This window comes from Burkholderia sp. SRS-W-2-2016, assembly GCF_001931485.1.
In the GTDB taxonomy this organism is placed as follows: domain Bacteria; phylum Pseudomonadota; class Gammaproteobacteria; order Burkholderiales; family Burkholderiaceae; genus Paraburkholderia.
Genome location: NZ_MSDV01000025.1, coordinates 29,339 through 49,210 on the forward strand (window position 1 = coordinate 29,339; position 19,872 = coordinate 49,210).

17 protein-coding genes are annotated in these 19,872 nt (G+C 66.1%); 5 read left to right on the forward strand and 12 right to left on the reverse strand.

The features are described from left to right. Positions 1-82 precede the first annotated feature (82 nt). Complete coding sequence (locus BTH42_RS12540) at positions 83-988, forward strand: LysR family transcriptional regulator (RefSeq protein WP_075299656.1); 906 nt, start codon at positions 83-85, stop codon at positions 986-988. Positions 989-1,015: 27 nt separating this feature from the next. Here BTH42_RS12540 and pqqD read toward each other — a convergent pair whose 3' ends face one another. The 3 genes from pqqD to BTH42_RS12555 form a co-directional block, all read right to left on the reverse strand. Further along, positions 1,016-1,297 carry a pyrroloquinoline quinone biosynthesis peptide chaperone PqqD gene (pqqD, locus tag BTH42_RS12545; RefSeq protein ID WP_075299658.1) on the reverse strand — a complete coding sequence of 94 codons (282 nt, stop codon included), beginning with the start codon at positions 1,295-1,297 and terminating at the stop codon, positions 1,016-1,018. Positions 1,298-1,422: 125 nt separating this feature from the next. Further along, entirely contained in the window at positions 1,423-1,686 is a 264-nt protein-coding gene (gene pqqA, locus BTH42_RS35980) for a pyrroloquinoline quinone precursor peptide PqqA (RefSeq protein WP_256701995.1), read from the reverse strand. A gap of 95 nt (positions 1,687-1,781) precedes the next feature. Next, on the reverse strand, positions 1,782-3,767 hold the full coding sequence (locus BTH42_RS12555; RefSeq protein WP_075299662.1) for a sigma-54-dependent Fis family transcriptional regulator: 1,986 nt from the start codon (positions 3,765-3,767) through the stop codon (positions 1,782-1,784). A 483-nt stretch (positions 3,768-4,250) separates the two neighbouring features. On the opposite strand from BTH42_RS12555, the gene BTH42_RS12560 reads away from it, so the two are divergent. The 3 genes from BTH42_RS12560 to BTH42_RS12570 all read left to right on the forward strand — a co-directional run bounded on the left by BTH42_RS12560 (position 4,251) and on the right by BTH42_RS12570 (position 7,816). Next, entirely contained in the window at positions 4,251-5,984 is a 1,734-nt protein-coding gene (locus BTH42_RS12560; RefSeq protein ID WP_075299664.1) for a methanol/ethanol family PQQ-dependent dehydrogenase, read from the forward strand. 26 nt (positions 5,985-6,010) lie between these two features. Continuing rightward, a complete protein-coding gene (locus BTH42_RS12565; RefSeq protein ID WP_075299666.1) occupies positions 6,011-7,381 on the forward strand; it encodes a c-type cytochrome in 1,371 nt (456 codons plus the stop codon). A 120-nt stretch (positions 7,382-7,501) separates the two neighbouring features. Beyond that, positions 7,502-7,816 carry a high-potential iron-sulfur protein gene (locus tag BTH42_RS12570; protein ID WP_075299668.1) on the forward strand — a complete coding sequence of 105 codons (315 nt, stop codon included), beginning with the start codon at positions 7,502-7,504 and terminating at the stop codon, positions 7,814-7,816. A gap of 28 nt (positions 7,817-7,844) precedes the next feature. Here BTH42_RS12570 and BTH42_RS12575 read toward each other — a convergent pair whose 3' ends face one another. The 7 genes from BTH42_RS12575 to BTH42_RS12605 form a co-directional block, all read right to left on the reverse strand. After that, on the reverse strand, positions 7,845-9,833 hold the full coding sequence (locus tag BTH42_RS12575) for a hypothetical protein (RefSeq protein WP_075299670.1): 1,989 nt from the start codon (positions 9,831-9,833) through the stop codon (positions 7,845-7,847). Beyond that, positions 9,830-10,879 carry a Gfo/Idh/MocA family protein gene (locus BTH42_RS12580; RefSeq protein WP_075299672.1) on the reverse strand — a complete coding sequence of 350 codons (1,050 nt, stop codon included), beginning with the start codon at positions 10,877-10,879 and terminating at the stop codon, positions 9,830-9,832. The genes BTH42_RS12575 and BTH42_RS12580 overlap by 4 nt, the downstream gene beginning before the upstream one ends. 71 nt (positions 10,880-10,950) lie before the next feature. Further along, positions 10,951-12,018, reverse strand: a complete 1,068-nt coding sequence (locus BTH42_RS12585; RefSeq protein WP_075299674.1) for an ABC transporter permease — start codon at positions 12,016-12,018, stop codon at positions 10,951-10,953. An 11-nt stretch (positions 12,019-12,029) separates the two neighbouring features. Beyond that, the gene (locus BTH42_RS12590; RefSeq protein ID WP_075299676.1) at positions 12,030-13,595 is read right to left on the reverse strand and encodes a sugar ABC transporter ATP-binding protein; all 1,566 of its coding nucleotides are present in this window, start codon (positions 13,593-13,595) and stop codon (positions 12,030-12,032) included. After that, positions 13,592-14,251: a DUF2291 family protein gene (locus BTH42_RS12595; RefSeq protein WP_075299678.1), complete on the reverse strand. Its 660-nt coding sequence runs from the start codon at positions 14,249-14,251 to the stop codon at positions 13,592-13,594. The genes BTH42_RS12590 and BTH42_RS12595 overlap by 4 nt, the downstream gene beginning before the upstream one ends. A 79-nt stretch (positions 14,252-14,330) precedes the next feature. Continuing rightward, positions 14,331-15,266: a D-ribose ABC transporter substrate-binding protein gene (locus BTH42_RS12600; RefSeq protein ID WP_075299680.1), complete on the reverse strand. Its 936-nt coding sequence runs from the start codon at positions 15,264-15,266 to the stop codon at positions 14,331-14,333. Positions 15,267-15,332: 66 nt separating this feature from the next. After that, the gene (locus tag BTH42_RS12605) at positions 15,333-16,577 is read right to left on the reverse strand and encodes a ribulose-bisphosphate carboxylase large subunit family protein (RefSeq protein WP_075299713.1); all 1,245 of its coding nucleotides are present in this window, start codon (positions 16,575-16,577) and stop codon (positions 15,333-15,335) included. A 148-nt stretch (positions 16,578-16,725) separates the two neighbouring features. Here BTH42_RS12605 and BTH42_RS12610 point away from each other — a divergent pair, with 148 nt between their 5' ends. Continuing rightward, positions 16,726-17,691, forward strand: coding sequence for a LysR substrate-binding domain-containing protein (locus tag BTH42_RS12610; protein WP_075299682.1), 966 nt, complete (start codon positions 16,726-16,728; stop codon positions 17,689-17,691). A gap of 23 nt (positions 17,692-17,714) precedes the next feature. Here BTH42_RS12610 and BTH42_RS12615 read toward each other — a convergent pair whose 3' ends face one another. Further along, positions 17,715-18,422: a transcriptional regulator NanR gene (locus BTH42_RS12615; protein WP_075299685.1), complete on the reverse strand. Its 708-nt coding sequence runs from the start codon at positions 18,420-18,422 to the stop codon at positions 17,715-17,717. Positions 18,423-18,464: 42 nt separating this feature from the next. After that, complete coding sequence (gene oiaK, locus BTH42_RS12620; RefSeq protein ID WP_075299687.1) at positions 18,465-19,850, reverse strand: 3-oxo-isoapionate kinase OiaK; 1,386 nt, start codon at positions 19,848-19,850, stop codon at positions 18,465-18,467. Positions 19,851-19,872: the final 22 nt, after the last annotated feature.

Genomic DNA, 19,872 nt, shown 5'->3' on the forward strand with positions numbered 1-19,872 from the left:
TGGCTTATCGATCGTCGCAGTATAGGAACGCACCGGTTCATCGTAAAATCACATTTTCAACAAACCGATATCTGAAAAACAGATGGCCGCCGACATCACGATGAAGCAGTTGAGGTATTTCGTTGCCACCGCCGAATGCGGGCAGGTATCGATGGCCGCGGCGCGGGAACACGTGTCGCAGTCGGCGGTCACGGCAGCGATCGCCGCGCTCGAGGAGATTCTCGGCACGCGTCTGTTCGAGCGTCATTCGCAGGGCGTGACGATCACGCTCGACGGCAACGATTTCTACAATCACGCGCGCCACGTGCTCGATTCGCTGAACGACGCCGTGCACAAGTCGCGTTCGCGCGCGCATGAAATTGCCGGCGTCGTGCGGGTCGCGGCGTCGTATACGGTGATGGGCTATTTCCTGCCGGAGATGCTCGCGCGCTTTCGCGCGAGTTACCCGAACGTCGAGTTCGAACTGCACGATCTCGAACGCGAAGCGCTCGAACAGGCGGTGCTCGCGGGCGATGTCGATGTCGGCGTCGCGCTGCTGTCGAATGCGACCGATATCGGCCGCTTCGAGCATCGCAGCCTGAGCCGCTCGCCGCGCAAGCTGTGGGTCGCGCCCACGCATCCGCTCGCCCGCATCGAACGGCCAAGCTTGCGCGATATTGCTGAGCATCCCTACGTGATGATTACGGTCGACGAAGGCGAAGCGTCGACGCTGCGCTACTGGAAGCGCGAAAAACTCGAACCGAATGTGATGCTGCGTACCGGCTCGATGGAGGCGGTGCGCGCGTTCGTATCGCACGGCTTCGGCGTGACGATTTTGTCGGACATGGTGTTCCGGCCGTGGTCGCTGGAGGGCAAGCGCATCGAGACGCGCGAACTGAAGACCGCGATTCCGCACATGGACGTCGGCATGCTGTGGAGCAAAACCGCGCAGCGTACGGCCGCGACTCGCGCGTTTATCGATTTTCTCGCGTATACGCGGCAGTTGTGAGCCGCGCGCCGCGTCAGGCGTCAGGTGCTAGTCCAGCCAGCCGCGCTGGCGCGCGTGATCGAGAAAGCGGTAGACGTCGGGCGCGAGTTCCGCCGTGCTATACAGCCGCTCCAGTTCGCCGATGATGTCGTCGAGTTCATGCCGGCCGTCGCAACGCGCGAGGATCGCGCCGGCGCTCGTGTTCAGTTTCACCCGCCCTTCCGGATGGAGCAGCACGTACGTGTCCTGCGCCACTTCCCACTGCAGACTGAAGATGCTTCGCAGCCGCGGCCGCAACGGTACGCCGCTGTCTTCGTCGCTGGTGTTCATAGAGGCCACGCCTTTTCGACCGGCTCGGCGATCGAACAGAGATTCTGGATTGGAGAGCGACGCAGCGCGTAAGGTGCGTCGCCCGCGTGCCGTTCGGTCAACGCGGGCGACGCGCCGCGGCCGCTTTAGCGATTGGCGATATACATCGTGATTTCAAAGCCGAAACGCACCTCGGTGTACGACGGGGTGAGCCATTGCATGAGTTGTCTCCTTGTTCGGGATCGGATGAAAACCGCAGCGGATGCGCGGCTGTTTCCTTCAAAGCAAAGCGCATGCCGATTTTGCGGCGCGAACGGTAGTCGGCTGGCGCGCAGCGCTTCGCCGGCACGCGCACTAAAAAACACTTTCAATTGGCTAACGCGAGCGCAACGAACGCGTTGCGGAATCATGCGCTCGGCAGCGTCACAGTGTTGAGTTTTGGAGCACCGGTGCTGCACGATGCAACACCGGTGTAACAGCGCGACGAGCGAGCGCTGCTCGCCAATCAGAGATCGTCGGCGCCGTGACCCGGCTCGACCGCCGGCATCTTGCGATAAATGGTGTTGCGCGACACGCCGAGTTCGCGCGCGGCCGCCGACACGTTGCCGCCATGCCGCGCGAGCGCCGCGGCGATCACCGACACGGTCACGTCCTGCAGCCGCGCGCTTTCCGGCAGGAAACCGCCCGCCCCCGCGCGCGGCTCCAGCGCGCCAGGCTGCGCGGCGCCGCAGCGCATATCGTCGAAAAAGTCGTCGGGAAGGTGCTCGCGACGAATCTCGCCGTCCGCGTCGACCATCGCCGCCGCGGTGCGCAGCAGGTTGCCGAGCTGCCGGAAGTTGCCCGGCCACGGACAGCGCTCGAACATCGCCATCACGTCGGGCGCGACGTGCAACGGTGCGCGCTCCGCGACGGCGGCCGATTCGCGCAGCAGCATCTTCTGGATCACGACCGCCAGATCGGTGCGGTCGCGCAGGCGCGGCAGCCGCACCACGAGACCATTGAGCCGGTAGTAGAGGTCTTCGCGGAAGCGGTTTTGCGCGATCATCTCGCGCAAGTCGCGGTGCGTCGCGCAGATGATCGCGACGTCCACCGCAATGCTTCGGGTCGAGCCGAGCGGATTGACCACGCGCTCCTGCAGCACGCGCAGCAGCCGCACTTGCAGCGAATACGGCATATCGCCGATTTCGTCGAGAAACAGCGTGCCGCCGTTCGCCTGCAACAGCTTGCCGAGCGCGCCTTTGCGGCGCGCGCCGGTGAATGCGCCTTCCTCGTAGCCGAACAGTTCGGACTCGATCAGCGACTCCGGAATCGACGCGCAGTTGACCGCGACGAACGGCCCCGCATGGCGCGGCGAATCGTTGTGGATCGCCTGCGCGAGCAGTTCCTTGCCGGTGCCGGTCTCGCCGTTGATCAGGATCGGAATGTCCTTGCCGATCACCCGGCGGACCTTCGCGATCACCGCGGCGACCTGCGGATCGCCGGTGTCCAGATAGCCCAGCCGCGACAGCCCTGCCGCCGTCGGCATGGATTCCTCGCGCGGCGCCGCGCGGACAGCGTGCTGCACGGCAACCGGCCGGCCGCCGTCGGCGAGCGACGCGCGCCTGAACTGCACCCGCGCGCAAACCACCGCGCCGCTCGGCAGATTGAGCATCAGATGCGGATCGGCGCTCGCGCGCGTGCGGTCGATCAATTGCGCGCTGGTGGTCTGGAACAGCGAGGACAGCGTATGCGCGCGCAGCCCGGCGAGCGACATGCCGAGCTGGAACTGCGCGCTGCGGTTCGCGGACAGAAAGCGGCCGTCGCTGGTGAACGCGACGATCCCTTCCATCAGCGTGCCGAGAAACTCAGGACGACTATGAAACGACACCCGCAGCGTTTCCTGAAAAGTCGTCGTAAACAGATGGTTTTCGATCATCTGCACCGACATCTTCGCGAGCGCCATCGTGTGCTGGTGATAGCTGCGGTAGTCGCCGGTCACGTCGAGCACGCCGATCGCGTCGCCGTACGGATCGAGAATCGGCACGCTCGAACAGGTCAGAAAACGGTTGGCCGCCAGATAGTGCTGGTCGCCGTGCACGACCATCGCGCAGCGCTCGGCGAGCGCGGTGCCGATCGCATTGGTGCCCTGCTGGTCCTCGGCCCAGTTCGCGCCGGGCCGCAGCGCGACTTTTTCCGCGCGGGCGAGAAAGTCGTCGTCGCCGATCGAATGCAGGATCAGCCCTTCGGCATTGGTCAGCACGATCATGCTCTGGGTGTTCGCGATCTGTTCGCGCAACGACTCCATCACCGGCATCGCGTGTGCGCATAGCACGCGGTTCTGCTCGCGTTTGAGTTCGAGTCCCGGCTTCGACAGCACGTCGTAATCGGGCCGCGCGGACGCGCACAGCCCGAACGTTTCGGACCGTTCGTGCGCCTTCTGGATTGCGGGCGCGGGCCAGTCGGTGGCTCGCATGGCCGTCGGAGCGGCGGCCGGACGTACGTGATCGTGCATTGTCTCCCTCCGGGAAAGCCCAGTGCCTTGCCGGACTTTTCGTTTCGGACTTTTCGTTTATTTATTAGCAAGCTCCGGGCCAATCCGATCGAGCGGCAAAGAAACTGTCAACCCGCTTTCAATGCGATCGCGACACACGACATGCGACGCGCGATATAGCGCACGACATGTCGGGCGTCGTCGATTTCGATCGGAGAGGCTGTATTAGCGCAAATTGATCGGCGTCGCGATATGCGGACTCTCCCCGAGTCGGCGACTGTCATTTTTCTCAACACCTGAACGCCCGCGCTGTACCCCGATGCAACACATGCAACGCCGGCGCCGCGAGTGCGTCCGCTCGCGCATTTCCAGCGGGCCGCGCTCGCGGCTCGATCGGCGTAAATGGCATACGACTTGCAGTAACGGCAGCGCAACCGGATCGACATAACAAACGAGGCAACGCCTCCGCCGGCCCTGCATCGACAAACACCTCAGGAGACGATTATGAAAAAGCGTTCGGCCGCCGCCGGCCGGTTGGCTGTCAGTGGAGCGGGCATCGCGCTCGCGGTCGCGATGTGCCTGAATATGGCCGCGGTATCGGCGGCCCCGGATTATCCGGCGGTCACCTATCAGCGCCTGTCGCAAGCGCAGAACGATCCGGGCTGGCTCACCTACTACCGCAGCTATAGCGGTCAGTCGCATTCGCCTCTGAAGCAGATCGATGCATCGAATGTCGCCGGGCTCAGGCAGGCGTGGAGCTATCAATTCCCGGCCGATCTGAAGCAGGGTTTCGAAGCGACGCCGATCGTCAACGGCGACTATCTGTTCGTCACGACGCCGAAGGACAACGTCTACGCGTTCGATGCGAAGACCGGCGAGCAGTTGTGGAAATTCGAACCGAAGCTCGACGCGCTGTCGTTCAAGACCGCCTGCTGCGACGTGGTGAATCGCGGCGTCGCGCTGTACGGCAAGAACGTCTACGTGGCGATGCTGAACGGCGAAGTGGCCGCGCTCGACGCGCAATCGGGCAACGTGGTGTGGAAAAAGCAGATGTTCGAGCCAGGCCAGGGCTACGCGTTTTCTCTCGCGCCGCTCGCGCTCGACGGCTCGATCGTGGTCGGCACGTCCGGCGGCGAATACGGGATTCGCGGCTATATCGCCGCGCTCAGTCCCGACGACGGCTCGACGCTATGGAAGCGCTACACGATTCCCGCCGCCGGCGAGAAAGGCAGCGACACGTGGCCCGACGGCATGCAGGAACACGGCGGCGGCGCCGCGTGGCTGACCGGCACCTACGACGCGGCCACGCAGACGCTGTACTGGGGCGTCGGCAATCCGGGCCCGTGGCTTGCCGCTTTGCGTCCCGGCGACAATCTGTACTCCGATTCATTGCTCGCGCTCGATCCGAAGAACGGCGCGCTGAAGTGGCACTACCAGTACACCAATAACGATACCTGGGACTACGACGGCGTGAATACGCCGGTGCTCGCGAACATCAGCTACAAGGGCAAAAAGTACGACGCGATCATTCACGCGGATCGCAACGGCTTCTTTCACGCGATCGACCGCAAGACCGGCAAGCTGATCTATGCGGAGCCGTTCGTGAAAGCACTGTCGGTGACCGGCTACACCGCCGACGGCAAGCCGGTGCAGGACGCGAGCCGGTTCCCAAAGGCCGGCACCACCATCAACACGTGCCCGAGTTTTCTGGGCGGCAAGAACTGGTGGTCGGTCTCGTACGACCCCGAACGCCATATCGCGGTGGTGCCCTCGCTGCATGCGTGCATGAGCCTGTCCGGCAAGTCGGTCAGCTATATGGAGGGTCTGCCCTACCTCGGCGAAGGCTTCGAAATCCAGCCCGAACCGGGCAGCCAGGGCTTCGGCGAACTGCAGGCGATCGACGTGAACACCGGCAAGAAGCTGTGGGGCCACTGGACCAAAATGCCGTGGAACGGCGGCGTCGCGACGACCGCCAGCGGCCTCGCGTTCAGCGGCTCGCTCGACGGCCATCTGTACGCGTTCGACGTCGCCACCGGCAAGGTGCTGTGGGAAAGCCCGCAACTGGCGAGCGGGGTGATCGCGCAACCGTCGGTGTTCGAGGTCGATGGTAAGGAGTACGTCGCGGTGCTGGCCGGCTACGGCGGCGCCAATCCGATCTGGGGCGGCCCGATGGCCGACATCGCGAAGGACGTACCGCGCGGCGGCACGCTCTACGTGTTCGCGCTCGAGCGCGGCTGAGCCCGCCATCACAGGAACGCATCATCATGAACCTTCGACTCACCGACGCGGCTTTCGCGTGCGCGCTCGCCGTCGCTCACGCGCACGCTCATGCCGCCACTCAGGCTGCAACTCGAATTGCAACTCAGGCCGCAACTCACGCCGATGCCGGCACGCAGACCCGGAGCGCCGCGCCGGGCGCGCTGGGCGTACGGGTCTGCACGCTGCCCGGCAGCCCGTCGGCCGAACTCGACAAGGCCGTGGCGCGCGCGGTGCTGAGCACCGCGGGCATCACCGCGCGCTTCGCGAAGCGCGGGATCGACGACGACGGCGGCGACGACGGCATCTCCGCTCACGAACTGAGCCAGTCGCTGCAACGCGACTGCGACGTGATCGCGGGCTTTCCGCGTTCGAGCGTCGCCGACGGCTCCGACTCGCAGCTGCTGTTTTCGAGCGGCTATCTGCACTCCGGCTACGTGACCGTCAGACTGCGCGGCGCGCGGCCGGCAGCGATCAGCGTCGCCGCAGCGGACGGCAAGATCACGATCGCGGCGACCTGGTCGAGTCCCGCGCAACTGATCGCGGTTCAGCAGAAGGACGCGCGCTTCGACCTGGAAACGTCGTCCGAGCTGACCGTCGACGCGCTCGCGAAAGGCCGCGCGCAGCGCGCGATCGTCTGGTATCCGGCGGTGGTCGCGTACCGGCGCGCGCATCCGCAGCATCAGTTCGATGTCGCGCTCGCCAAGTCGCCGTATGCGGACTGGAATCTGGTGTTCGCGTCGGGGCCCGGCACGCAGGCGCTGCAACAGCGCATCGATGCCGCGCTCACGACGCTGCGCGACGATGGCCAGCTCGCCGCGTTGACGCGCAACTGGATGCTGCCTGCGGGCACCTCGGCGGGCGCGGCGGCACCCGCCACTCCGGCCACCCGGCACGCCGCGCTCGCCCTCGCCCGTTCTCCGGCGCGCTATCTCGACGGCCCGAGCCGGCTGTGGCCGCGCGCGGAGTTCATGCGCGCGAACGGCGCATCGGCCGGCGGCGGCTTCCTCAAGGTCGCGGCGAGCAGCGGCGGCCCCGCGCCGTCGTTCGATCACGACCAGGTCGCGCACGGCGAACACCTGTACGCCGATTCGTGCGCGAAATGCCACGGCGAGAAGCTCGAAGGGATCACCGCGCCGGCGCTGAACGGCCCGTCGTTCGCGCCGGCGGCGAACTCGCACCTGACGATCGGCGGCATTTATCAGTACATGTCGACCAACATGCCCGCCGACAAGCCCGGCAAGATGAGCGACGAAGAATACGCGGACCTGATGGCGTTTTTGCTCTATACGAACGGCTACGACACCGGCGACGCGAAGCTGACCGCGCAGGCCGCGCAGACATCGAAAACGCCGCTGAACGCGGGGCCGCGGCATTGAGCCGCTTGTTCCGGATTGCTTCGCACTGCTTTACGGCGCCGTGCAGCGCGACGGGAACGCGGTATCGACACCCGCGTCCTTCGCTCGCGGCATCGCAACGACATCACCCAGGACGACAAGATGATCTCCCGCAATCGCAGAACCTTTCTTCTCCAGGCCGCCGGACTGTGCGCGGCGTTCGCAAGCGCCGGCGATGCGCTGGCCGCCGCGCCTCTCGTCGATGAAAGCGATCCGGCGGCCGCGTCGCTCGGCTATCGCGCGAAGGCCGCCAGCGTCGACACCGCGAAATTCCCGAAGTACCACGCGGGCGAGCGCTGCGCGAACTGCCGCTTCTACACCGGCGCGGCAGCCGATGCGGCGGGACCGTGCCCGATGTTCGCGGGCAAAGCCGTTGCGGCCGACGGCTGGTGCAACGTCTATGCGCCGCGAGCCTGAGTGCTGACCGGTGGGCGCGGCGTCCAGGTCAGGCCGAGGCCGGCGCGCCAGTTGCATCGGCAAACGCGCACGCGTACGGACGGAGCGTGAGCGCTTGCGCATGCTCGACGCGCGTGGACACGGCCATGACATCCTCCACGCGCGCCGCAGCGCGCAGCGTTTCTTCATCAACGATAACCGCGGTGAAAGGCGCGTCGCAGCCTTGCAATTGCAGGCGAACGCACTGGGTGCGCTCAGTCAGATTCGCGATCATCACGCGTAGGCGGCCCTTCACATCGCGCGCGGCTACGCAAGCGATTCCGCTGCCCTCCGCCGCTGTCACAGTGAGCCTTTCCCAACCCGCGATTGCGGCCAGCGAGCTCGCGACTTCATACAGCGGATAGCGCGTCACGCCTGCGCCCGCCGTCACATCCGCAAGCCCGCGCTCCCCGGTCAACGCGCCGAGCGTCAACGTCTCGACCCGCGCGCCCTTGAGCGCCGCCGCGTAACCGGCCAGCCACGCGGCGCCGAACAGCGCGCTCTGACGCGAATCGCAGCCGGCCATCGCAATCCGTTCGCGCTGCGGATTAGGCATCACCCGCGAGCCGTACGGGTTCTGTCGCATGCCGATCGACACCGGACCGATCGCATAAGGTTGCGCGCCGATCAGCGCGCGGCACGAGCGCGTGATGTGCGGGATCGCTTCGAGCGTTTGCATCACGCTGCGATCGTCGGCCGCGTGGACGATCGGACAGGTCGCGTGGGTGACCCAATCGACCAACTCCAGCGGCGGACGCTTGCGATTGAGTTCGGTGAAATAGCTGAGCATCCCGCCGCCGATCCTGAGCGCGGGAAAGGCGGCGCGCGCGGCGCGATAGACGTCGTCGAGCGCGGGACACGGCGGGCTGACGCTGCCCGGCGGATTCGACTGCCGATGCACGGACGGACTGACCACGATGCCTGTGAGCCGCAGTTTTGCGGCCTCGATCAGCGCGGCCAGCGCGTCGAGTTCGCGGCGCGGTTCGTCGATGCCGGGCAGCGCGTATTCGAGCACGGCGGCGACATTGGCCTGCCGCTGCAACGCGGCGAATTTGCGCAATTCTGCGAGGCCGTGGCCCGCGAGCGGATCGAAGCTCAACGTGAGTTGTTGCGGAGCCAGTTCGGCCAGCAGTTCCGGATGCGCGAGCGCCGCGTCGATTTCGTTTGCGGCAATCGCGATGCCGAGCGCGGGCATTGCTTCTGGCGCTTCCCGAGCGAGATCGACGGTGATCGTCGCGAGATCGTTCCGTGTGGGAAGCGACGGCGCATAAGCCAGGCCCTGAAGCGCCCCGCCGCGCTCAGCGACACTCAGCGTCACGCTCTGCCCCAGCGTGGCCCCCGCTTCGAGCGTATAAGGCCACGGCAGCGCGAGCGGCCGCGAATACGTCTTGAACGACGCATCGGACCAGTTGCGCTGATCCTCCATCTCGAACACGTCGCCGGCGAACGCGCAGCGCACAGTGAGCCCACTGGCCAGATCGTGCTCGATCGCGCGGATGTCCATGAACGGCTGCCACGGATCGATCAATTCAGGAAACGCCGCGTGCTCCTGCGTGCCGTCACCATGTTCGACTCGCGCGGGCGCACCCGCTACGCCGTCGATCGGATGCAGTACGCAGAAGCCGCAGCGCGCGGTCAGAAACGCGTCGCGCGGGGTCACCGATGCGTCGAAGCGCAGCGCGCCATCGGCCGCGCAGACGATCGATAAATCGTAGTCCAGAGTATCGCCATCTGGATTCGCGCATTGCGCGCGATACGCGATCCGAAAGCCGTGTTCGTCCTCGTTCAGTTGGACGCCGTCCAGCAGCGGCCGACAGGTGCCCCAATCCTTGTCGCGCACGAGAAACGCAACCGAGCGGATCACTTCGACACCGCGATAGCGGATCTCGCGCAACGCGCCATCGACCAGCAGCGCCGACCACGGGCCGGCCCGCAGGCAACGCTCCGCTTCGTTGGTTTGTGTGGTGCCGTAGCGCAGGACCGCGAGCTCCGCACTCATCGCGCCTCCCGCGTGCCGGCGCTGAGCAGCTCCGTCATCTCGACGCTGCGCCCTTCGCGCGCCGACAGATACGTTGCCTCGACCAGCGCCAGCGTCGCGAGATTGTCGCGCCCGCTGGTCGCCGGCTCGACACCGCCGCGCAGGCACTCGACCCAATGCGCCTGAATGCTCGCGACACTGCCCTGGATCGCCTCCCACGGCGCGCTCGCCCACGCGAGCGGCGGCGGCGTCGCGTCGCGCGTTTCGGTGCCCGCCGCGCTATGAATCTGCAAGCGGTAATCGGCGAACAGCCGCAGCGTACCGGCCGAGCCATCCACCTCGATCAGCGTCTGCGGAAACAGCTCGCGCGGCAGCCGCGTCGCGTAACTACAATCGACGATACTGGTCACGCCCGGCCCGTGAGTCAGCATGACCGTCGCGACATCCTCGCCGTTGATCGCCGGATTCACGCGTGCAGTGCTCGCGTAGAGCCGCGTCACATCGCCGAACAGAAAGCGCGCGATATCGAGCACATGAATGCCAAGATCCTCGACGATAAAGCGCTCGCCCTCGGCCAGATACGGCTGGCCGCTGAATACGTCGAAGCCCGAGCGAAACGACACTCGGCCCCAGAACGGCTGGCCGATCTCGCCGCGCCGCAACGCCGCGCCGACCGCCTGGATCGCGCTTTGCCAGCGGAAGTTTTCGTGCACCATCAGCGGCACGTTCGCCGCGCGGCACGCGTCGACCATCGCGCGGGCATCGTCGAGCGAGCGCGCGAACGGCTTCTGGCAGATCACCGCGACTCGCGCGCGCGCCGCAAGCTCGACCAGCGGCCGGTGGCTCGCCACCGTGGTCGCGATATCGACGAAATCGAGCTGCTCGGTTTCCAGCATCCGCGCGGCATCCGTATACAGCCGCTCGATCCCGAACTCGCGCCCGGCCGCATGAAGCCGCGTTTCGTCCGCGTCGCACAGCGCGACGATGCGCGCGCCGTCGATACCGCGCCACGCGTGCAAATGGTTACGCGAGAAGAAACCGCAGCCGATCAGCGCGCCTTTGAACACGTTCCGCTCTCCTTATGAATGATTTTTCCGCCCGCCATACGCATCGCTGCCCGCGCCGCTGCCCGCATCGCTCACGCCCCCGTCGCCGCCTGCTTCTGCAACGCGAAGCGCTGCTGCACGCGCCGCTGGATCTGATCGACGACCACCGCCGCGACGATCACCACGCCCTTGATCACCGTCTGCCAGAACGCGCTGACGCCCATCATCACGAGCCCGTCCGACAGAATCCCGATCACAAACGCGCCGATGATCGTGCCGCCGATCTTGCCGCGCCCGCCGGACATCGACGTGCCGCCGAGCACGGCCGCGGCGATCGCGTTCAGCTCGAAGGTTTCGCCGCTCATCGGATGCGACGCGACCAGCTCCGACGCGATGATCAGGCCGACGATCGCCGCGCACAGGCCGGAGAACATATAGACGAACATCTTCACGCGATTGACCCGCACGCCGGACAGTTGCGCGGCGCGCTCGTTGCTGCCGACCGCGTAGATCTGCCGGCCGAGCGGCGTGCGCCCGGCGATATACGCGGCCAGCGCGCCGACCGCGACCAGCAGCCAGATCGTCAACGGAATTCCGGCGATCGTCGCCGAACCAAGCACCGGAAAACCGGTGGTCCCATAGTCCGGATTGCCGGTCAGATTCGGAAACGTCTGGCCGCCCGACGACAGCAGCGCGGCGCCGCGCGCGATATACAGCGTGCCGAGCGTCGCGATGAACGGCGCGACGTTCAGGCGAGTAATCAGCAGCCCGTTGATCGCGCCGACCGCGACGCCGGAGAGCAACGCGACGACGATCACCTCCGGCACGCTCAGAAACAGCGTGTATTCGTTGCCGAGCGGAATGCCATTCAGGAGCAGCCCGCCGGCCACCATCCCCGACAACCCGACGATCGAGCCCACCGACAGATCGATCCCGCCCGCGACGATCACGAACGTCATGCCGATCGCGAGAAACGCATTGAGCGCGACGTGGCGCGACATGATCAGCAGGTTCTCCCAGCTCAGAAAATTGTGCGCGGCGAACGAAAAGAAAATCACCACCGCGAACAACGCGATGAACGTGCGCAGTTTCAACAGCAACAGCAAAGGCGCCTCGCTCAGACTCGCGCCCGGTGCCTCGCCCTTCATGATGATCGCCATCCGGTTCTCCCTCATGCAGTGATTGTGTCGGTGGATGCGCTCGCGTGCGCGCTGCGATGGCCGATCGCCGACGCGGCGACCAGTGCGTCCTGCGTCGCATGGGCGGCGTCGAACTCGGCGGTCAGCCGCCCGTTCGACATCACCAGAATGCGGTCGGAGAGCGCCATCACCTCTTCCAGATCCGACGTAACGAATAGAATGCCGAGCCCTTTGACGGCCAGATCGCGCATCACCTTGAAGATGTCCGCCTTCGCGCCGACGTCGATCCCGCGACTCGGTTCGTCCATCAGCAGCACGGTCGGCGTGGTCATCAGCGCCCGCGCGATCACCACCTTCTGCTGGTTGCCGCCCGACAGCGAGCTGACCGGCAGCCGCCAGTCGGCGACCTTGATCGCGAGTTCGCGGATGTACTGGCCGATCGATTTCTGTTCGCGCTCGGCGTTGATATGAAAGCCGCGCGCGAATTCGGCGAGGCTCGCGATCGTCATGTTCTCGCCGATCGACAGCACCGGCAGCAGCGCATCGGTCTTGCGGTCCTCGGGAATCAACGCGATGCCGGCCGCGACCCGGCCCGCGACCGGTTTGCCCTGCAACGGCTTGCCGTTGAGCACGACTTCGCCGCTCGCCTGCGGGTGGCAGCCGAGAATGCATTCGAACAATTCGGAGCGGCCCGCGCCCATCAGCCCGTAAATACCGACGATTTCGCCCGCATGCAGCGTCAGCGACACACGATCGACGGTAAAGCCGTGGGTCTTGCCCGGCAGGGTTACATCGCGCACGCACAGCACTTCGCCGCCGCGCGCGTGGCCGATCGGTCGTGAGAAGTCCTTGGTATCGCGGCCCACCATCTGGCGCACGATCCACGGCACGTCCACTTGCGCCATCGGCTGCTGGCCGGTGATGCGGCCGTCGCGCAGCACCGTGATGTAGTCGCCGATCCGGATCAGCTCTTCGAGCCGGTGCGAGATGTAGACGATCGCGACGCCCTGCGCTTTGAGTTCGGCGATCACGCGGAACAGCACCTCGACTTCGGCCGCGCTCAGCGCCGAGGTCGGTTCGTCGAGAATCAGCACACGCGCGTCGTGCGCGAGCGCCTTCGCGATTTCGATCAGTTGCTGCTGGCCGATGCGCAGATCCTCGACCAGCGTGTCCGGACTCAGATCGAGTTCGAGACGCGTGAGCAGTTCGCGCACGCGACGCCGCTGCGCATCGATATCGATATGCACGCCCGCGCGGGTGATCTCGTGCGCGATGAACACGTTCTCCGCGATCGACAGGTTCGGAAAGAGATTGAGTTCCTGATAGACGATGCCGATGCCTTTTTGCAACGCATGCGCGCTGCTTTCGAGTTCGATCGGCTCGCCGTCGAGTATCAATCGCCCCGAGGTCGGCTTCTCGGCGCCGGCGATGATCTTCATCAGTGTGGACTTGCCCGCGCCGTTCTCGCCGACCAGCACGTTCACGGCCGCGCGCCGCACCGCGAAGTTCGCTTCTTTCAGCGCGATCGTGCCCGGGTAGACCTTGGTTACCGCTTCGACCTGCAGGATCACTTCGTCCTTCACCGGTGTCGCGCTCATGGCTTGTCTCCGAGCGCGATCGCGAGCGGCACGACTTCGGGCTGCTCGGCCGACGAGTCGTATGAGAACGCGCCGGTCACCGTCACTTCCTTGCCCTTCAGGCCGTCGCGCGGCAGCGGCTTCATCACGTGCGTAGCCGCATAGCTATTGAGCGCGGTGCCGAACTGCGCGTATTCGATCTGATTGCGAAAGCTCTCGAACGAGATGAAGTCGAGCGAGTCGCGCAGCGTGGTGCCGAGCACGGTCGGACCGATATCGACGACCACGTCGACCTTGCCGTCGCCGTCCACGTCGATGCCGATGGTCCCCTGGCTCGACTGCGTATCGACTTCGACGATCTTGCCGTGTACTTTGGTCGGGAAATTCCACGGCGCGCTGTCGTCCTTGCCGCGATAGCCGTATTTGCGGCCCGCCGCGTCGGCGTCCGCGCCGATCGCGTCGCGCAGCGCCGGATAGTCGGTCGCGCGCTTCTCGACATCGGGGACGATCTTCGTCGCCCACATCGACGCGACCATCGCATTCGGATCGAAGCCGGCCGACGCATATCCATCGCGCGATTGTTTGGACGCCTGAGCGTCGTGCTTGACCAGCTTGCAGCCGGCCAGTGGGCCGCTCATCGCGATCACGACGAGCACGCCGCAGATGCAACCTCTCATGGTTCACCTCATGCCACACCGGTTGAAAAGCCCGCCGCGCCGCGCGAAGGCCCCCCGGCCCGCGCGCGGTGGCCGGCGATCAGCGCAGCGCGAACATGTCGAGCTTGCCGGCGTTCGCCTTGGTGATCAGCGAGCAGTTGATCAGCTGCTTTTCGGGCTTGCCGGTCGAGCCGGTCTTCAGATACTTGTCGGCCTGTTCGACCGCTTCGTTGGCGGCCTGCGCGGCCGGCTGCAACACGGTCGCGCGGATTTCGTCGCGCTTGATCGCGTCGCGCACGTCGTTGCTGCCGTCGAAGCCGACCACGATCACGTCCGGGCGCTTCGCCGCTTTCAGCGCGGCCGATGCGCCCATCGCCATCGTGTCGTTGCCGGCAATCACGCCCTTGATGTCCGGATGGCTTTGCAGGATCGTCTCCATCACCCGGTACGCTTCGGTCTGGCTCCAGTTCGCCGATTGCCGCTCGACCATCTTCAGATTCGGAAACTGGTCGATCACGTCGTGATAGCCCTTCGAGCGAATCCCCGCATTGATGTCGGATTCGCGCCCGACCAGCTCGACGTAGTTGCCCTTCTCGCCGAGCGCCTTCACGAACGCGCGGCCGCCGAGCTGCGCGCCCTGATAGTTGTTCGACACGATCTGCGAGACCGCGATGCCGGTCGCGTTGATTTCGCGGTCGATCAGGAACGACGGAATGCCCGCGTCCTTCGCCTTCTTGACCACGGAGATCGACGCCTCGGAACCGGCGTTGTCGAGCACGATCGCCTTCGCGCCGCGCGCGATCGCGGTGTCGACGAGTTGCGACTGCTTGTTCGCGTCGTCGTCGTGGACCAGCACGATCGTGTTGTAGCCGAGCGCTTTCGCGCGCGCATCGGCGGTATCGGCTTCGGCCTTGAAGAACGGATTGTCGTGCGACGGGGTGATGATGGCGATCAGGCCGGCCGCGTGCGCGCTGGTCGTACCGACGACCGCGAGCGTGGTCAACGCGATGGCGAACAAGCGCTTCGATGCTTTCATGATCTGTCTCCTATGTGTTTCGTTATCGGGTCCAGCTACGTCATGCACTGCATCCTGCTGTTCCTGTCACTTCCAGAATTCGAGCGCGCCGGCCAGCGCGCGATTGCGTTCGGCGTGACGCGCGAGCGGCACCCCTTCGATCGCCGCGACCCACGCTTCGCGCAACGCCTCGACACCGGCAGCCACCCCTTGCGGATGACCGAAGATGCCGCCGCCCGCTGTATGGATCAGATCCGCGCAGCCGATTGCCGCATACGTGTCGGCCGCCTGCAATCCGGTCTGGCCCGAACTGAACACCGGCATCGCGCGCATCGGCGCGGCGTCCAGTGCCGGCGCGAGCACCGCGCGCGCGGCCGCGATCACGCTGTCGTCCGGTTCGCTGAACTTGTTGCGCAGGCCGTTCACGTGCAGATGATCGGCGCCCGCCAGACGCCAGATTTTTTGCCACGGCGCGTAGTCCCAGCCGAGCGCTTCACAGCGCGTCAGATAACCCCAGCCCGCGCGATGCGCATGAATCGGCAACTGGCTATGGCGGCGCAATTCGGTGAGACCGACGAGCCCGACCGAATTGAGCACCGCCATCACGCAGGTGCCGCCGTGTTCGAGCACGAGGTCGTGGCGGCGCTTCATCTGATCGAGCTCGCCGGTCAGGTTGAACGCGACCATCACTTTCTTGCCGGTGCGCTGCGCGTGATCGTTGACGACCCGCATCACCGCGCGCACGCGCTCGTCGAACGGGCAATGCGGGCCGTCGCCCTGTAGTTCGTCGTCCTTGATGAAATCGATGCCGCCCGCGACCAGCTCCTTCACCTGCTCGGCGGTTTCCTCGGGCGAGAGCCCGACGCTCGGCTTGATGATCGTGCCGATCAGCGGACCGCGTTCGACGCCGGACAGCTTGCGCGTGCCGTCGATACCGAACGCGGGGCCCGGATACGCGGCCGCGAACGACGCCGGCAGTTGCAGATCCTTCAGACGCAGTCCCGATACCTGGCGCAGTTCGAACAGATTGCCGGCAATCGTCGACATCAGATTCGGCAGCGACGCGCCGAAGTTTTCGATCGGCCACGACAACTCGAGCATGCACTGCGTGTAGCGCTGCGACTGTGCCGCGCCGCTCAGACTCGGCGTATCGCTATGCCCGAGCACCTCCAGCCGCTCGACCCGCGCGCCGGAGCGCGCCTTCAGTTCCGGCGTCTCGTTGGGCAGCGCGACGAAGGTGCCGCTCGACTGCTCGCCGGCGATCACGTCGGCGGCCTGGTGCGGGTCGACGCCGGTTTCCAGCCAGTAGGTCGCGTGGATGCGTTCGGTCACGATGGGTTCCTTGTCGATCAGAGCTGTCTGCACTTTAGTCACAGCGCCACGGCGGGACAATCGATTTGTTCTCGCCGGGCTGTGAGAAAATCTCATACGCTAGCGGGACCCGCCGAGGCCGGCTGCAAGCCCGCCCAAGGAGACATTCATGCACACCCCACGCCCCTCCCTGAACGCATTGCGCGCATTCGAAGCCGTCGCCCGGCTGCGCAGCATGACGCTCGCCGCGCACGAACTGTGCGTGACGCACGGCGCGATCAGCCGGCAGATCAAGGCGCTCGAAGAAACGCTCGGGCTCACGCTGATCGTGCGCTCCGCGCAGGCATCCGATCCGACGCCCGAAGGCGCGCGCCTCGCCGAAGGGCTCACCGCCGCGTTCAATCTGATCGACGCCAGCATCGAGCAACTGAAGCCCGAGCCGCTGACGCTGTCGTGTTCGGCGTCGGTGATGATGTACTGGCTGATTCCGCGCATCGCGGGTTTTCATCAGCGTTATCCGCAGACCGAATTGCAGTTCAACATGAACTACGACCAGATCGATTTCGTGCGCGACAAGATCAGCGTCGCGATTCGCGCGAATACGATCGAGCCGCCCAAAGACGCGATCACGCGCCAACTGATGGACGAATGGATCGGCCCGGTGTGTTCGCCCGCGTATGCGCAGCAGCACGGTCTTGCAACGCCGCGCGACCTCGAACGCGCGGCGTTGCTGTCCACCAGAACGCGACCCGAAGCGTGGTCCGACTGGTTCGCCGCGACCGGGCTCGACGCGGTGCCGCAGGAAGCGGCCGGCGCGTACGATCACTTCTATCTGCTGATTCAGGCGGCCGTGTGCGGGCTCGGCATCGCGCTCGTGCCGCAGATGCTGGTGATGAACGATCTGATTTCCGGCAAGCTGTGCGCGCCATTCGGCTTCGTGCGCGGGCCGCGTCAGCTGGTGCTGTGGGTCGCGCCGCATCTGCGCGCGCATGCGGAGGTCAAGCAGCTGGAGCAGTGGCTGACCGCTGAGATGAACGAGAGTCTGAAGGAGATGACCGCGTTTCTGGCGAGCACCGAAAACGCGGCGGCAAGCGAGGCGACAAGCGACGCGGCACGCTTGCAGGTGCCGGGTTGAACCCCGGACCCGCATCGTCCGGATTACGAAAGAATCAGCTTCCCATACAACGTATTCGCGCGGCTCAGATGCGCGTGCATCGCCTGCGCGGCGGCCTCGCCGTCGTGGCTCGCGATCGCCTCGACGATCCGCTCGTGCTCCGCGAGCGTCAGTTGCTCGGCGCCGGGTGCGCGAACCATCGGCCGGTAGTATTCGGCGGCCCAGCGGAAAATCGATTCGACGATCGACGGATAGATCGGATTGCCGCTGATCGCCGCGATCTCCCGATGAAACGCCATATCGCATTCGACAAACGCATCGCGATCGTCGAGCGCCGCGCGCTGCGCGTCGACCCGCGCGCGCAGGCGGTCGATATCGGCGTCGCTCGCGCAGCCGGCCGCCATCCGCGCGGTGCCGGTTTCGAGAAAGAGCCGCGCCGCTTTCAGATGATCGAGCATGTCCGGCTGCGTGCGCAGCAGATGCATCGTGCCGACCGCGATCTGCGCGATCAGACTTTGCGCGGTCGGCACGACGACCCGCGCGCGCTCCCCGTGCGCAATTTCGACGATGCCCGCGCGCTCCAGCGTTTGCAGCGCCTCGCGGATCGCCGGCCGGCCCACGCCGTAGGTTTCCATCAGTTCGCGCTCGGACGGCAGTTGCTCGCCGGGCGCGACCGCGCCCGACTGGATGCGCTCCATCAGCCGGTCCAGCACTTCCTGGTACAGCTTGCGCCGCTGAATCGTTTCGGCCATGCCTGTTGCTCGCGTCAATGACTCGCGTCGAAGAAAGCGCCATTATTCCAGAAGCCGCCCCGCGCGGACCGCGCCGAAGAACGACGCCGCGCCGATCTGGCCGCCCTTCAGAACGATCTCCAGACCGTCGCGCGCCGGCTGGTCGGACCATGCGCGGCACAGCGGCGCGCCGGGCGCCATCCCCGCCGCGACGCTCAACGCCGCGATGCCGAGCCGGCTCGCGACTTCGCCGGAACTGTCGCCGCCGGCCACCACCACGCGCTCCACTTGCGTGCGTTCGAGGATCCGCAGCATCACGTCGGCGAGCGCTTCGCCGACGCGCCGCGCGGCCTCCGAACGTGTGAGCCGCGCGCTCGCGGCGATCTCGTCGAAGCCGAGTACGTCGGCGTCGTCCGGGCCCTCGGCGCTAAATACCAGCGCGCTTTGGCCGCGCGACAGCGCATCGATGCTTAGTTGTACCGTGCGTTCCACCTCGGCCTCGCGGGTGTCGGCGTCGAGCGCGCGGCGCAGATCGAGACGCTCGACCTTGAAGCCGTTCTCGCGCGCCCAACGAATCTGCCCGGCCGTCACCGGCGAACAGCTGCCGCTGACCGCGGCGATTGCATCGACTGGGGCGGCCACCGGCAAGGAAGGCGTCGCGGGCACGAGTCCCAGCGCGCGCCAATGCGCGGCCAACGCATACTGCAAGCCCGACGACGACGCGGTGAACACGCCCGCGCCGCGCTGCTCCCACACGAGCCGCCCGGCGGCCGCGAGCGATGCTTCGTCGAGCACATCGATCATGACGACCGGCGGGTCGTCGTGCATCAGCGCATTGAGTTTCGCGTCGGCCGCCTCCGGCGACGCGAGCTGCACGAAGTCGATCAGACCGATCTCACGTTGGGTCTGCCGCGCCAGATGCATCCGCAGGTCCGCTTCGTTCATCGGCGTGACCGGATGGCGCGACATGGTCGGATGGCGGTCGAGCCGGTAGCCGGTCCCGTCGACCGCCGCGAACAGATTGCCGAACGCCTGGTAGCGCTTCAGCCGCGGCGCGCCGATCACCATCGGCGACCACCGGCCCGGCATCTGCTTGACGCCGAGATCGATCGCGCGGCCGATCGAGCCGGTCTCCGGCGACGAATCGAACGTCGAGCAGACCTTGTATTGCAGGATCGGCGCGCCGAGCGCGGCGAGACTTGCGAACGCGCGCGGCAGCGCGTCGTCCATCCATTGCGGACTGCGCCCGCGCGACGATCCGGCAAGGCCCACGCAGCGCACGCCTGGAAAGCGCGCGAGCAGCTCGGGCGTCGGTGCGTCGAGGCACAGCAGCGTCGGCACGCCGGCCGCGCTCAGCGCTTCCATCGCGTCGGTCGAGCCGGTGAAATCGTCGCCGTAGTATGCGAGCAGCAGGCCGTCGGGCCAGTGCGCGGCGGTGGCTTCGGTCATTGGTCAGGACTCCGGCGCAACG

Coding starts and splice junctions, on each gene's coding strand:
- BTH42_RS12600 (WP_075299680.1), bottom strand. CDS start 15,266: ATGAAAGCATCGAAGCGCTTGTTCGCCATCGCGTTGACCACGCTCGCG.
- BTH42_RS12595 (WP_075299678.1), bottom strand. CDS start 14,251: ATGAGAGGTTGCATCTGCGGCGTGCTCGTCGTGATCGCGATGAGCGGC.
- BTH42_RS12560 (WP_075299664.1), top strand. CDS start 4,251: ATGAAAAAGCGTTCGGCCGCCGCCGGCCGGTTGGCTGTCAGTGGAGCG.
- pqqA (WP_256701995.1), bottom strand. CDS start 1,686: ATGATTCCGCAACGCGTTCGTTGCGCTCGCGTTAGCCAATTGAAAGTG.
- BTH42_RS12575 (WP_075299670.1), bottom strand. CDS start 9,833: ATGAGTGCGGAGCTCGCGGTCCTGCGCTACGGCACCACACAAACCAAC.
- BTH42_RS12615 (WP_075299685.1), bottom strand. CDS start 18,422: ATGGCCGAAACGATTCAGCGGCGCAAGCTGTACCAGGAAGTGCTGGAC.
- pqqD (WP_075299658.1), bottom strand. CDS start 1,297: ATGAACACCAGCGACGAAGACAGCGGCGTACCGTTGCGGCCGCGGCTG.
- oiaK (WP_075299687.1), bottom strand. CDS start 19,850: ATGACCGAAGCCACCGCCGCGCACTGGCCCGACGGCCTGCTGCTCGCA.
- BTH42_RS12590 (WP_075299676.1), bottom strand. CDS start 13,595: ATGAGCGCGACACCGGTGAAGGACGAAGTGATCCTGCAGGTCGAAGCG.
- BTH42_RS12565 (WP_075299666.1), top strand. CDS start 6,011: ATGAACCTTCGACTCACCGACGCGGCTTTCGCGTGCGCGCTCGCCGTC.
- BTH42_RS12610 (WP_075299682.1), top strand. CDS start 16,726: ATGCACACCCCACGCCCCTCCCTGAACGCATTGCGCGCATTCGAAGCC.
- BTH42_RS12570 (WP_075299668.1), top strand. CDS start 7,502: ATGATCTCCCGCAATCGCAGAACCTTTCTTCTCCAGGCCGCCGGACTG.
- BTH42_RS12555 (WP_075299662.1), bottom strand. CDS start 3,767: ATGCACGATCACGTACGTCCGGCCGCCGCTCCGACGGCCATGCGAGCC.
- BTH42_RS12585 (WP_075299674.1), bottom strand. CDS start 12,018: ATGGCGATCATCATGAAGGGCGAGGCACCGGGCGCGAGTCTGAGCGAG.
- BTH42_RS12540 (WP_075299656.1), top strand. CDS start 83: ATGGCCGCCGACATCACGATGAAGCAGTTGAGGTATTTCGTTGCCACC.